The 13,084-nt window shown below is 57.8% G+C and carries 14 protein-coding genes; 8 read left to right on the top strand and 6 right to left on the bottom strand.

What is annotated here, in order from left to right; all coding sequences use genetic code 11:
• The 6 genes from Q1J43_RS10385 to Q1J43_RS10360 all read left to right on the top strand — a co-directional run bounded on the left by Q1J43_RS10385 (window position 1) and on the right by Q1J43_RS10360 (window position 5,527).
• The gene (locus Q1J43_RS10385; RefSeq protein WP_301102425.1) at window positions 1-990 is read left to right on the top strand and encodes a DUF3108 domain-containing protein; all 990 of its coding nucleotides are present in this window, start codon (window positions 1-3) and stop codon (window positions 988-990) included.
• Window positions 991-1,368: 378 nt separating this feature from the next.
• Window positions 1,369-1,722: a DUF6883 domain-containing protein gene (locus Q1J43_RS10380; protein ID WP_301102424.1), complete on the top strand. Its 354-nt coding sequence runs from the start codon at window positions 1,369-1,371 to the stop codon at window positions 1,720-1,722.
• On the top strand, window positions 1,709-1,915 hold the full coding sequence (locus tag Q1J43_RS10375) for a DUF4926 domain-containing protein (RefSeq protein WP_301102423.1): 207 nt from the start codon (window positions 1,709-1,711) through the stop codon (window positions 1,913-1,915). Before Q1J43_RS10380 ends, Q1J43_RS10375 begins: the two co-directional genes overlap by 14 nt.
• 172 nt (window positions 1,916-2,087) lie before the next feature.
• Window positions 2,088-2,720, top strand: a complete 633-nt coding sequence (locus Q1J43_RS10370; RefSeq protein ID WP_301102422.1) for a hypothetical protein — start codon at window positions 2,088-2,090, stop codon at window positions 2,718-2,720.
• Window positions 2,721-2,960: 240 nt separating this feature from the next.
• Window positions 2,961-4,229, top strand: coding sequence for an RsmB/NOP family class I SAM-dependent RNA methyltransferase (locus Q1J43_RS10365; RefSeq protein WP_301102421.1), 1,269 nt, complete (start codon window positions 2,961-2,963; stop codon window positions 4,227-4,229).
• Window positions 4,226-5,527, top strand: a complete 1,302-nt coding sequence (locus Q1J43_RS10360) for a mechanosensitive ion channel domain-containing protein (RefSeq protein WP_301102420.1) — start codon at window positions 4,226-4,228, stop codon at window positions 5,525-5,527. Before Q1J43_RS10365 ends, Q1J43_RS10360 begins: the two co-directional genes overlap by 4 nt.
• A 200-nt stretch (window positions 5,528-5,727) precedes the next feature.
• Here Q1J43_RS10360 and Q1J43_RS10355 read toward each other — a convergent pair whose 3' ends face one another.
• The 3 genes from Q1J43_RS10355 to Q1J43_RS10345 all read right to left on the bottom strand — a co-directional run bounded on the left by Q1J43_RS10355 (window position 5,728) and on the right by Q1J43_RS10345 (window position 8,175).
• Window positions 5,728-5,925: a hypothetical protein gene (locus Q1J43_RS10355; protein WP_301102419.1), complete on the bottom strand. Its 198-nt coding sequence runs from the start codon at window positions 5,923-5,925 to the stop codon at window positions 5,728-5,730.
• 140 nt (window positions 5,926-6,065) lie between these two features.
• Window positions 6,066-7,478 carry an ATP-binding protein gene (locus Q1J43_RS10350; protein ID WP_301102418.1) on the bottom strand — a complete coding sequence of 471 codons (1,413 nt, stop codon included), beginning with the start codon at window positions 7,476-7,478 and terminating at the stop codon, window positions 6,066-6,068.
• On the bottom strand, window positions 7,465-8,175 hold the full coding sequence (locus Q1J43_RS10345; RefSeq protein WP_301102417.1) for a winged helix-turn-helix domain-containing protein: 711 nt from the start codon (window positions 8,173-8,175) through the stop codon (window positions 7,465-7,467). Before Q1J43_RS10345 ends, Q1J43_RS10350 begins: the two co-directional genes overlap by 14 nt.
• 178 nt (window positions 8,176-8,353) lie before the next feature.
• Here Q1J43_RS10345 and Q1J43_RS10340 point away from each other — a divergent pair, with 178 nt between their 5' ends.
• Window positions 8,354-9,517 carry a fatty acid desaturase gene (locus Q1J43_RS10340; RefSeq protein ID WP_301102416.1) on the top strand — a complete coding sequence of 388 codons (1,164 nt, stop codon included), beginning with the start codon at window positions 8,354-8,356 and terminating at the stop codon, window positions 9,515-9,517.
• Between the two features lie 11 nt (window positions 9,518-9,528).
• Entirely contained in the window at window positions 9,529-10,020 is a 492-nt protein-coding gene (locus Q1J43_RS10335) for a disulfide bond formation protein B (RefSeq protein ID WP_301102415.1), read from the top strand.
• 27 nt (window positions 10,021-10,047) lie between these two features.
• On the opposite strand, the gene Q1J43_RS10330 is transcribed toward Q1J43_RS10335, so the two are convergent.
• The 3 genes from Q1J43_RS10330 to Q1J43_RS10320 form a co-directional block, all read right to left on the bottom strand.
• The gene (locus tag Q1J43_RS10330; protein ID WP_301102414.1) at window positions 10,048-10,173 is read right to left on the bottom strand and encodes a hypothetical protein; all 126 of its coding nucleotides are present in this window, start codon (window positions 10,171-10,173) and stop codon (window positions 10,048-10,050) included.
• Window positions 10,174-10,321: 148 nt separating this feature from the next.
• Window positions 10,322-11,380, bottom strand: a complete 1,059-nt coding sequence (locus Q1J43_RS10325; RefSeq protein WP_301102413.1) for an ABC transporter ATP-binding protein — start codon at window positions 11,378-11,380, stop codon at window positions 10,322-10,324.
• Window positions 11,381-11,391: 11 nt separating this feature from the next.
• Window positions 11,392-13,083, bottom strand: coding sequence for an iron ABC transporter permease (locus tag Q1J43_RS10320; RefSeq protein ID WP_301102412.1), 1,692 nt, complete (start codon window positions 13,081-13,083; stop codon window positions 11,392-11,394).
• Window position 13,084 lies beyond the last annotated feature (1 nt).

Genomic DNA, 13,084 nt, shown 5'->3' with positions numbered 1-13,084 from the left:
ATGCCCTTTTTTCTGCTTATTGCTCTTGCCGCTTCGCTCGGCATTCACGCAGCGCTGTTGTTCGGGCCGGAAATCGAACTGTCGGCCGAGGCCGAATCAACGCCGCTCATAGCCGAGCTCAAACCCACATCCAAGCCACCGCCGCAGGTCGAAACGGCGACTCGGCCTGATCCGCAGAAGCCGGCCAAGTCGAGAATGCCGCGGCGCAAGGAGGGAAGCGTCGCCAGCACCACCCAGGGACTGAGCGTTCCCGATACGTCGTTACTGGCTTTGCCCCAGACAGGGCCGGAACCAGCGGTAACGCCGCCGCCGGAACCCGAGTTGACGCCTGTCGAAGCGCGCCTGCCAGCCCACGGAATGATTCGTTATCGGGTCGATCGTGGCGATTCGAATTTCGAAATCGGTGTTGCCCAGCAGGAGTGGTCTATCGTCGATGGGCACTACCACTTGACGTCTGTGGTCGAAACGACGGGTCTTATCTGGCTATTCAAGGCCATCCGCATTGAGATGGAAAGCCGTGGACTAATAACAGTTGCTGGCCTGCAACCCGAGACCTTTGCCATTCGGCGCAATGGTCAGGAGGCGAGGGAGACGGCCACCTTCGACTGGCAGAACATGAGCGTGCGTATCGCAGACCGCAGCGAGCAGCCTCTGGACTACGGCGCACAGGATCTGCTGTCGTTCAATTATCAGCTCGGCTACCTGCCACATCCCGAGGCCGGTGGCAGTCTATCGATCACGACCGGCAGGAAGTACGGGGTTTATCATCTTGAGGTGTTGGGCGACGAAGTCATTGAGCTGCCGGCTGGCACAATGCGTACCTTGCACCTGCGCGCTCCGGGAACGAATACGACCGAACTCTGGTTGGCTTATGATTATTTGCTGCTGCCGGTTAAAATCCGGCATGTGGATGCCAAGGGCGACAGCTTTGTCCAGGTTGCCACCAAGATTCAGGTGGGCGATGAAGCTGATGGACTTAAACCACGCTGATCGTGGCGTGCGCGGCGCCGCGCTATTTTTCGGCGCAAGCCGGAATCCAGATTTGTCCATTTGATCAAGGTGTTAAAAGACCTGTTTGATAAACGAACTGGATCGGGTCAAGCACGGAATGACAGCAAATCAATGGGTTAGCGGTAGAACAAATTTATCCTGTTCATGGGGCAGCATTGTATTTCCGCTCTCTTTGTGATCTAGTTTCGTCCATAGGATTTCTATGTGTTCGCATGTTGCCATGTTGCCTCTCGAGACAAAGGACAGCTTTGATACTTGGCTGAAGGATGTTCCGGCCTCCCAATGGGAACACAGGCCCAGTCTGGCCGATTGGCTGTATGAGGATATGACGGGACAGACGCGTTTGCCGAGAGTTCGATGACCGTGTTGCTACCGAATATCGAAAACGCCAACATTGACCTCAAAAAGCTCACCGGTTATGTGTTGAATACGAACCATCCAGAGGGCCGACACAAGGCCCGCGTCTTTCTATCCGCTTTGGGCATCGCAGCAGCAGATGGAGAGTGGTTGGCCTCCGCAATCTTTGCCGGACTACGGAAATCGGAGGCAGTACTGCAAAGCAACACTTACTGGGGATCGATCTACCGGGTTGATATGGAGATTGTCCGTGGTCAGAGATGCGCCAAGGTGCGAACGGGTTGGTTGTGTGCAACTGACATGGCAAAACTGGCGACATGCTACGTGATTGGAGAATGCAATGAAACTACTTGATGTCGTTGCGACCTTGGAAGACCTTCCAGCAATTCACCTCGCCAAAGGACAGGTTGGCACCATCGTCGATGAATTAGGCGATGATTTTGTTCTTGTTGAGTTCGCTGATCTTGGGGGGATGGCCTATGCGATTGAACCGATCCCTATCAGCCAACTTATCGAGCTTCGTCATTCCCCGGCTATGGCCGCGTAGCAAGGTCGACCGAGCGGTTTCCAGTTACCCCCGGACATTCCCGGCGCGTGTCTGCCGGAAATTGGCCGTCCGTCCCCGGCCAGAAGCGGCCGGTTGCATTTTGGTCATAAAGCAGCCGTTCAACTGTTCTCTCGTAACCACTTTCGGAATTCGTAAGGAGCCAGGGCGAGTAATGAAACGCTTCGCGATAATGATGCTGCTGCTTCTGGCTGCAATTAGTTCAGAAGCCCGTTCAACCGCCGAGAAGTGCGTGGCTCTATCAAACGAGTTGTCTGAAAGATGGGAGAGGCCCGTTCCCTGCTACTGCGGCAACGAGCTATCGAACCTTGAAGTTACTCCGCCGCGCGGACTTCGCCTTAGCGCGGTCTGCGGCCTACGTGATAGTTCAGACCGTTGGATCGACCTAGAGAAAGAAAAAGCTTCTCTCGATCACTACGACCGGTATGGCGGCATGCCTGACGGTGAAATCTATCTATCTGGTCAAATCAAGCTCACTGGATCGGCCGGAATGGAGCCAAGTGATTCTGGCGACCTTTCATTCGCCATCGAATGCGATATGCCGCCGGAGCCAGCATTTCTAAGAAGGTTTTGTGAGTTCAAGCTTGGCAGCGATGCCGACTACAAGAAGCTCGGCGGACCAAAACCATCCGACGAAGAAGGAATGAAGTGCTGGTCGGCAAACGTGACACTTAAAATTGTCGATCCGATCGTAAGCCTCGGTGAAACTGACAGTGCGGGGACCTATCCTCGCAATATCGTCGTTCTAAGGAAGACCAAGCCGGTGTTTTCGAAGTGCTACCAGTAGGATGCGTTTCATGCCTTGGGGGCGATGGTCCGCTTTTTCGAAAGCCCGAGCGGCTCCTATGGGTCGGGGGCGGTCAGATCGAACATATTGGGCTGGACGTCTGCAATGTATCCCGAAGCCGGCATTCGCAAACCTCGGTCGCCGACTGCTCCCCCGAGGTAAACACATTATTCTCCGCCGCCACCCACACTGGAATTACTCTCCAAACAGCCCGTTTTTCTTACAAGGATAATTGCTCCAATGCGCTTTACCCCCGCCCTGTTTAATCATACCGAAGCGTTGCTCTCCGAGTTGCTGCGTTCGACTTTCCCCGCCGATCTGGTGGTGTCGCGCTACTTTCGCCAGAACCGTGAGCTGGGGCACGCCGATCGCGGTTTTGTTGCCGAGGCCGTTTATTCGGTGCTACGCCGCAAGCGCTCACTAGCAGCCCGTTGCGGCGATGATGTGACATCCCGGCGTTTGGTGCTGGCCACCCTGGCTTGCGTGCAGGGGTTGAATCGGCGCGAACTGGACTTGGTCCTGAATGAAGTCGAAGGCAAATGGCTGGCCCAGGCCAAGGCGATCAGGCTTGAGGATCTGCCACCGGCGGTTCGCCTCGATCTCCCGGATTGGCTGTATGAGACGCTAAGCACCGAGTTCGCTGCGACCGAACTCGAGGCGTTGGCCATCGGCCTCAATCAGTCGGCGCCGCTTGACCTGCGCACCAATCCGCTCAAAATAGAGCGCGAGGCGGTGCTGGCCCGGCTTAATGCCGATGGTCTAGCCGCCGTTGCCTGCCGCTATTCGCCGCTTGGCATCCGGTTGGTCGGCAAGCCGTCGATTTCGCGCCACCCTCTTTTCGTTGACGGTAGCTTTGAGGTGCAAGACGAGGGCAGCCAGTTGCTCGGTTTCCTGGTGCAGCCAAAACGCGGAGAAATGGTCGCTGATTTTTGCGCCGGTGCCGGCGGCAAAACCCTCCTCCTTGGCGCCCTGATGCGCTCCCAAGGCCGGCTTTACGCCTTCGATGTGGCCGAGAAGCGTCTGGCCAAGCTGAAGCCACGCCTGGCGCGTTCCGGGCTGTCGAATGTGCATCCGGTGCGTATCGAGTCCGAGAATGACATCAAGATTAAGCGACTGGCCGGCAAGCTCGATCGCGTGCTGGTTGACGCGCCGTGCTCGGGCCTTGGAACACTGCGCCGCAACCCCGATCTGAAATGGCGGCAGAGCCCGGAAAGTGTCGCCGAACTGACGATCAAGCAGGCGGCGATATTGCATGCGGCATCAGTTCTGGTGAAAAAGGGCGGGCGCCTGGTTTACGCTACCTGTAGCCTGCTCGCTGCGGAAAACGATGTGCTCGTGTCGGCGTTTCTGGCGGCGCACCCGGAGTTCGTTTCGCTGCCTGCGGCCGAGGTGCTGAGCAAGCAGGCGATCGAAATCGATTGTGACCCGAACGGCGGCGAGCGTTTGCGCTTGCTGCCGCAGCGCCATGGTACCGATGGCTTTTTTGCTGCTGTCATGGAGCGCCAATGAGCGAAAAACAGATATTTGCACTGCTCCATCAGTTCTGGCGGGATTTGCAACAGCCCGTGTTTTACTGGGAAGTGTTGGCTTTGGCGTTGATCCTGGTATTTTCCTGGTGGTTGTCGTTCAGCTTGCGTAAACAGGAGAGCCGCTACAGCCATTCCGGGCAGAGCGCGCTGCGCCTCTTCGGCGTTGGTAGCCTGAAGCGTATTGCCTTCCCCTCGGTTGCGCTGGTCTTCGTCCTGATTCTGCGCCAGGTGCTCAAGGCCGGTCAATGGGGGCATTTGAGCCTGTTTGAGCTGGCTGTTCCGCTGCTCGTCTCGTGGGCGCTGGTCAGAGTGCTGGTCTATGTGCTGCGCTGCGTTTTTTCCGATGGCGGCTTTCTCACCACGTTCGAGCGCTTGATCACTTCAACCATATGGCTGGGGGTAGTACTCAATATCACAGGACTTGACGATCCCGTGATCGAAATGTTCGAACAGGTGAGCTTCAAGGTCGGCAAGCAGACGATTGATCTGTGGATGCTGATGCACGGCGCCGTGACAGTTGGCGCCACGCTGTTGCTGGCGCTGTGGATCGCCAGTCTGATCGAGGGCCGCCTGCTGGCCGCCGGGCAGATGGATGCCAATCTGCGCGAGGTGCTGGCGCGGCTGGCCAAGGCCTTGCTTGCAGTGACCGCACTGCTGTGCAGTCTATCACTGGTCGGCATTGATGTGACGACACTCTCGGTTTTCGGTGGCGCGCTGGCTGTTGGCCTGGGGCTTGGCTTGCAGAAAATTGCCAGCAATTATGTCAGTGGCTTCATCATCCTGCTCGACCGCTCGATCCGGCTGGGCAATCTGGTGGCTGTTGATGACAAGACCTCGGGTACGGTGACGCAGATCACCACGCGCTACACCGTATTGCGCACCCTGACCGGTATCGAGGTGATCATTCCCAACGAGTACCTGGTGAACAATATTATCCGTAATCTCTCGTTTACCGACACTCGAGTCCGTATCGTGCTGAGCGTTCAGGTCGCTTACAGCACGGATCTTGAAAATGCCATGCAATTAATGGCCGACGCCGCACTGCGGCATTCACGGGTGCTTGCCGATCCGGCGCCGGGTGTCTTGCTGACTGGGTTTGCAGAAAGTGGCATCGACCTCGAACTTGGCTTCTGGGTATCTGACCCGGAAGCCGGAACGGGTAATGTGCGCTCGGAGATCAGCCTGGCGATCTTGAAGTCCTTCCGCGAAAACAGCATCGAGATTCCCTTCCCGCAGCGTGAAGTTCGCATCCTTGGCAAGGCCCCGGCAGCGGTCTGATTTGCAGAAATAAGGCAAAAAAATCCCGCGCCAGCTGGGCGCGGGACCTAAAGGCCCATCATTGGCGATGGGTCAGGGAGGGTCAAACATTGCCAGCGGGGGACGCTGAAGCAACAGGGCCATTCTGGGGATTGCCTGGGTTTGTGTCTGTTGCGCTTTTTCAGCGTTTGCGTGACGACACGTAACGCGCCTGCGGGCTGCTAGTGATGCTTGTTGCGGTTTTTCTCTTTCCAACAGCGTAAGCCAAACCAGACGATCGAACCAGCAGCGGCTGCGAGCAATGCCCGGATGAGTTCGATGTGGCCGTCAGCGAGCAGATACCAGGCCACGACTCCGACAAATATGCCAAGCCCTTCGGCGACCGGGAATGTCGTGTGCGGCGCTGGCATGGTATTCAATCTTCGTTTTTCCCTTGTGGTAGCAATCGTTCGAGAATCTGTTTGGCTTGGAACTGGGGCACGTCGCGGTTCTCCATTGATTTGACCACCGCAGTCCAGGATCGTAGCGGGGTGCAGCGAGCGTGTCTTTAGTCCCTTCGTCAGGTTTGGGTGACGTTCTGTGACAATGGCCACTCCAGGGTAAATCGTGCTCCGCCCAGGGGCGATTCGTCGGCTGTTGCCGTGCCGCCATGCTGCTCCAGAACCAGGCGGACGATGGCCAGTCCCAGGCCGTAGCCGCCAGTCGAACGGTCACGCGAGCGATCCAGTCGAGTAAAGGCGAAGAAGACACGCTGGCGTTCTGGCGCCGGGATTCCGATGCCGTCGTCATCAACATGAACACGAATACGGTTGCTGACAACCTCGGCACTGACGGCGATTGTTGACCGGGCGTACTGGAGCGCATTGCGCAGCAGGTTGGTTATCGCATAAGGCATGCTCTTCAGGTCAAGTTCGACCTGTTGCCCGGCAGGTAAGGCACTGCTGTCGACGGTCAGTTCAAGATTGCGGCTGAGAATGCGCATGGAGTTAACTTCTTGCTCAAGCCAAGGCGCGAGTTCGACCGGCGTTAGATGAAGCTCGGGTTGTTCGCGCTCGAAGCGAGCGTAGGTCAGGCTGGAATCGATCAGATTATCGAGTTCGTCAAGATCGATTCCCATCATTTGCCCTAGACGTTCGCGCTCGGCACGTCCGTCAGTTTCGGCCAACATTTCCAGCGCGAAGCGCATGCGCGCGATGGGAGTTCGCAATTCGTGCGAGATCGCGCTCGACAACTCCTTCTGGGTGGCAATCAGACGTTGGATGCGTTCAGCCATGCCATTGAGCGTTTCGGTCAACAGTTCAAAAGCACTGCTGCGTGCTTCCGGCGAGCGTGCTTCGAAGTGACCTTCGCCAAGTGCTCGCGCCGTCTGGCGCAGTGCTTCCAGGTCGCGCCACACCGGCCGTACCCAGAACCACACGGCAATGGCTAGGAAAAGGCCGATCAGGCTCCAGGTCAAGAGGCGGATGCGCAGCTCAAGCGGCAGTGCGCGCGGGTGATCCGGGCTGGTGTCGGGGGTTAGCGGACCGACGACAAGAATCTGTGGCGTTTGCTTTAAACGGTGGTAGAGAATATCGCCATCGGAATCAACCGCCAGTTCGCCGGAGTCGAGCTTTTCTGCCTGTTTTGGCGGCAGCTTGAGCGTCCAGCGGTCGACGATATCAAGCTTGTAGGCAAATTTTTCGTCAAGCGCCTTGATTGTTTTGGGCCATTCCGAGCGCGGTTTACGAAACAGGTCGTCCTCAATCAGGACGATGGTGCCGCGCATGAAACGGCTGGTGTAGTCGTCGGCGATTCCCTTGACGGCAGTCGAAATGACGAAATCGGCGAAGAAGGCGATGGCGACAAAGGAGCCCATCACCAGCAGGTAGAAATTGAAGAAAAGGCGTGACAGGCTGTAGCGACCGCGCCACGGCACCGGTTTGTAGCGCCCCAGGATGTTAAGTAGCCGATTGTTGCGACTATTGCCAGTCATGCTTGCTGAACAGATAGCCTTTGCCGCGTACCGTCTTGATTCGTACCGGGTTTTCCGGGTCGTCGCCGAGCTTGCGGCGCAGCCGTGAAATCCGCGCGTCAATCGATCGGTCAAGGCCGTCAAAGCCGATGCCACGCAACTTTAGCAGTAAATCGTCGCGCGACAGGATGCGGCCGGCGTGGCGGGCGAGCAACCACAGGAGGTCAAATTCAGCGGTGGTCAGATCGATTGTCTGGTCGCCCAGGCGGGTGTTCCGCGTTGTCTGGCTGATGCTGAAGTTGCCAAAGGCCAGTTGCGTCGCCTCGCCAGGGTCGGCGCTCTCGCCGGCTGTGCCAGGTAGACGGCGCAGCAGGGCTTTGATGCGCGCCAGCAGAAGTCGCGGCTGCACCGGCTTGGCGATGTAATCATCGGCACCAAGTTCGAGGCCAAGTATCTGGTCGAGATCTTCGTCGCGCGCCGTAAGCATCAGGATCACGCCTTGGTACCTGGCGCGTATTGCCCGACAGACTTCGAAGCCATCCTTGCCGGGGAGCATCACGTCGAGAATCACCAGTTCGGGATCGTCGTTCAGTATGCGGGTCTCGGCGGCGTCACCGCGTGATTCGATGGCGACCTCGAAATCGTTCTTGCGCAGATATTCAGCGGTCAGATCGGCGAGGCGCTCATCGTCCTCAACCAGCAGGATGCGTGTCTTCATGGGACAATGATAGCCGGTTGCGGGCATGAGATTAACGCTTTTGGAAAAAATACCTGGCCAGGCTTCGGACGAGCAATTCGTGTGAACCGTTTATTTTTATTTTCGCAGTGATCGAATATCGGTTTTTTCTGTCATACCAAATGCCTTAGAATTCTCGGCTAAATCAACTGGAGGGATTATGTACGCTGGAATTGTCGATTGGCCGTGGTGGGCTTATGTGCTGGTGACCTTGGGTTTGACTCATGTGACGATTGCTGCCGTGACCATCTTTCTGCACCGCCATCAGGCGCATCGTGCGCTGGAATTGCACGCGCTGCCCGCACACTTCTTCCGTTTGTGGCTGTGGCTGACGACCGGCATGGGGACCAGGGAGTGGGCATCGATTCACCGCAAACACCACGCCAAGTGTGAAACCGCTGACGATCCGCACAGCCCGCAAATCCATGGCATCAATCGCGTGTTGTGGGGCGGCGTGTTCCTCTACGTCAAGGAAGCAAGAAACGCTGAAACACTCCGTCGTTACGGGCAAGGCACACCGGACGACTGGATCGAGAAGCATCTTTATACGCCTTGGCAGAAGGGCGGCGTGGTGATCATGCTAGCCATTGATGTGGCGGTTTTTGGGCTGAGCTGGGGGACCGCAATGTGGGCTGTTCAGATGGCCTGGATTCCATTCTGGGCGGCTGGTGTGGTCAATGGCCTCGGGCATTTCTGGGGTTACCGAAATTTCAATTCGCCTGACGCCAGCACCAATATTTTCCCTTTTGGGATTCTGATTGGTGGCGAGGAACTGCATAACAATCACCACACCTATGCCACCTCGGCCAAGCTCTCGAACAAGTGGTACGAGTTCGATCTAGGCTGGTCATACATCTGCATTCTCGCTGCGTTGGGTCTGGCGCAGGTGAAAAAAGTGGCGCCTGTTCCGCATGTCGGAACGCTGCGTCCGCTGGTTGATTTCGATACCCTGCAGGCGGTGATCGCCAACCGTTATGACGTCCTTTCGGGTTACGCCAAGTCCTTGAAGCAGTTGTATCGGGAAGAGCTGCTCAAGGCCCAGAACGGCGAACAGTTTAAAGGGTTAAAACGCTGGTTGGTGGTCGAAGCCGCCGCAGTGCCTGAAGATCTGCGCGGGCGTCTCGAGCAGCTTCTGAAGCAGAGTAATGCGCTGCAAACGGCCTATGCCATGCGCGAAGAACTGGTTGCGCTGTGGGCACGCACCAACGCCTCGCGCGAGCAATTGATCCGGGAGTTGCAGGATTGGTGCCAGCGTGCGGAGAGCTCGGGGGTGCGCCAATTACAGGAACTTTCGCTGCGCCTGCGCAGCTATTCGCTCAGTTGATCAGGATTCTTATGCGCCTTTCCACCCGTAGTGTTTTTGCCTTGCTGACCACGGCGTCGCTTGGTCTGTTGGCGTCCGGGCTGGTTATTGGCGAGTTGGCTCGGTTGCAACCTTGCCATTTGTGCAATCTTCAGCGCCTGCTTTATATGGTTCTGGCTTTTTTTGCGCTGTGCGGTGTGCTGCTGCCCGGAGGGCGCAGACTGTGGTGCGTTTTCGTCGTCTTGGCCGCTGGCGGCGGGGTGATCACCGCGCTTCAGCAGAGCTGGATGCAGTATGCGCCGCAACAGGCGATTGAATGCGGTTTTGGTGATCCAACGCTGGCCGAGCGGCTTATCAACTGGCTTGGCACGCAATGGCCGGCCATGTTTATGGTGACCGGCTTCTGCACCAACAAGGAGTGGGTTTTCCTCGGCCTCTCCCTGGCCAACTGGTCGGGTGTGTGTTTCGCTCTATTGCTTGCCGGGGCGCTCTGGCTGCTATTGCGGAGTGAAACGGCACGGTGACCAAGAGCCCCCTCAGCAGGGGCTCTCTCAGCGGGTAACCAATGGAATGCTGTCTGAAGCGTGTTTCTTGGCCTGTTTGGCGGCCTTTTTTTCCTTGGGGGTTTTTGCTGCCTGTTTCTTGGTTTCTTTGCTGGTTTCCTTTGCTTTGCCCATGACCTTGCTCCTCGTAAATGCCAGCGAATGCAGGCTAGGCCTTAGTGTAGTCCGATAAGCTGCGAGAAACCAGCTGCCAAATAATATATCGCCGCTAGTGGCCGGGTATACGTGGGTCTGGCTTCAGGGCCAAGGCTGCGGGTGTTCTTCAGCCAAGCGGGTACCCGTGAGGGAGGCTGAAATTCAGCCCGCAGTGGTCGCCGACTCCCGGTCCGGGTAAACGCCGGGTTTTCTGCACCCGCACCTCGGTCTGTCCGACAGCAATGCGATAGTCGATGGTCTCGCCCAGATAGGCCTTGCGCATCACCACCCCGCGCACGCCGCCGGCGCTGACAAAATCGATTTCGGTCGGCCGTGCAGCCAGCAGGCCGGTGCCGGAGGCCAAGATTTCGGCCGGCGGCAGCAGGCCGCCAGGCCAGTCATAGGGCGTACCGTCGATACTCATTCCGGAGGGCGACAGTCCAGCCTGCAGAAAACACGACAGACCGATGAACTCGAAAACAAAACGATTCGCTGGCGATCCGTACACTTCAAGCGGCGTTCCGATTTGTTGAACGACCCCGGTACGCATGACCAGAATGCGATCTGACAGGGCCATCGCTTCAGATTGATCGTGCGTGACGTAGAGGATCGAAAAGCCGAAACGACGCTGCAGATCCTTGATCTCGAACCGCATCTCTTCGCGGAAATGTGGGTCGAGGCTGGACAGCGGTTCGTCGAGCAGCATAACGTCGGGACGAATGGCGAGTGCGCGTGCCAGTGCCACGCGCTGCTTGCCGCCACCGGAAAGATCATCGGGGCTGCCGCGCGCCGCCGAGAGCAGATTGGTGTGCTTTAGCGCCTCTTCAGTCCGCGCGATGATCTCCGCTTTGGGCAGCTTGCGCACGCGTAGCGGGAAGGCGACATTCTCGAATACCGAAAGATGCGGCCAGACGGCGAAGGCCTGGAAAACCATGCCGAAATTGCGCTGTTCCGGCGGTAGGTAATATTTTCCCCGGCGCGAAGACAGGAGTTTGTCGCCAACGCGGATTTCGCCGTCGTCGAGATCTTCAAAGCCGGCAACCATGCGCAGGGTGGTCGTCTTGCCGCAGCCTGAGGGACCGAGCATGGCCACGCATTCGCCCTGGGCGATGTCGAGGTCGAGGCGATCGACCGCCGTGACTTCGCCGAAACGTTTGGTGACCTGCCTGAGTTCGATATAGGCCATCGCTGAGTTTCCTAGGCGCTGTTCTTGCCGGTGACCAGGCGTTTGATCAGCACTTCGCCGAGGACGATGATGATCAGCGCGATGCCGGCGAGTGCCGCCGAGTACACGGTCTCGCCGTCCTCGTTGAGCGTGTAGATGGCGACGCCGATGGTGCGTGTCGTCGGGCCGTAGAGAAGCACCGACACGGTCAGTTCACGCAGTGCCGGCAGAAAGATCAGGAAAAACGCGGCGACCATCCCGGGCCGCACCAGCGGGATGACGATGCCTTTCAATGCCTGCCACATCGTCGCCCCTGAGGCACGCGCGGCCTCGACCAGCGAGTCATGCACCTGCTCCAGGGCGGCCGAGTTGGCCTTGAGCGAGAAGGCCATGTAGCGTGCGATGTAGGCGACCAGAATGATCCACACGGTGTTGTAGAGGTTGATGCCATACTTGCCGCTCCAGGCCAGGATGACGCCGAGCGCGATCACCGAACCGGGAACCGAGAATGGCAGCATGCCGAGGAACTCGAGCAGGCCCTTGCCGCGCACCTTCATCTTGACGATGACGTAGGCAATGATGACGCCGGCAAACATGGTGATCAGCGCCGAGGTGAGGCCAAGGCTGATGCTGTTCCAGATGGCATCGCGCGTCAGATCCCACTCGAAGAGGATGTAGCGGTAGTTGGTCAGGGTCAGGTTCTCGATGGTGAACGGCAGGCCGTAGGTCTTGAGCCCGCCGACCATGAAAATAGTCACCGTTGGCAGCACGATGGTGAAGCCGATGTAAACCAGGCAGAGCATGAGCAGCGGAACGCGCAGGCCGCGCAGCTTCAGTTCGGTCGGGCGAAAGCTCTTGCCGGCAATAATCTGATAGCGGCCCTTGTCCAGGATACGATTCTGCAGCCAGAGAATCAGTGCGGCGGTGATTACCAGAACCGTCGCCAGCACGGTCGCGGTACGGATCGAGTCAAAGCTGCCGGCGCTTTGGTGTATCTTTTCGTAGATCAGCGTCGGAATGTTGTAGATACCGGTTTCGATGCCGAGCACGGCCACCGTGCCGAAATGCGCCATCGAATAGAGCATGATCAGCAGGGCGCCGGAAAGAATCGATGGCATCACCAGCGGGATGGTGATCTTGCGTGTAATCGTCAAGAGATCGGCGCCGGAAATCCGCGCCGATTCCTCGAGCGTCGGGTCCATGCGTTCGAGCGCGCCGCTGACCTGGATGAAGACGAAGGGAAAGAGATACATCGTCTCGACGAGAATGATTCCGGCATAGGAGTAGATGTTGAAGAGCGGTCCGTCGAAGCCGAGCACGTCGATGAAAAAACGGTTGATGTAGCCAGCCCGCGGCGAGAGCAGCATCTTCCAGGCCAGCGCGCCGATGAAAGCGGGCAGCATGAAGGGGACCAGGAACAGCAGTTTCATCGTCTTCTTGAACGGCAGATCGGTGCGTGTGACTAGCCAGGCGAAGAAGGTTCCGACGATGGTTCCGGTAAAGGTGACGCCGACCGAGAGCACCAACGAATTGCCCAGCGCCTTGTAGGTCTCGGGCTGGCGCAGGATTTTGACGACATCGAGCACGTTGAAGTGGCCATCAACCCAGAACGCATTGAAAAAAATCAACAGCATGGGGACGGCGACGACAATGACCAGAATCGCCACCGACAGGCCAAAGAGCAGCTGCGAGGTGCCGAAACGCGAGTCGCTGCGGCTACTCATC

Source organism: Propionivibrio sp. (assembly GCF_029255185.1).
Taxonomy (GTDB): domain Bacteria; phylum Pseudomonadota; class Gammaproteobacteria; order Burkholderiales; family Rhodocyclaceae; genus Propionivibrio.
Note: the sequence above shows the minus strand (reverse complement) of the source record. Positions and strands in the feature narration are given on the sequence as shown.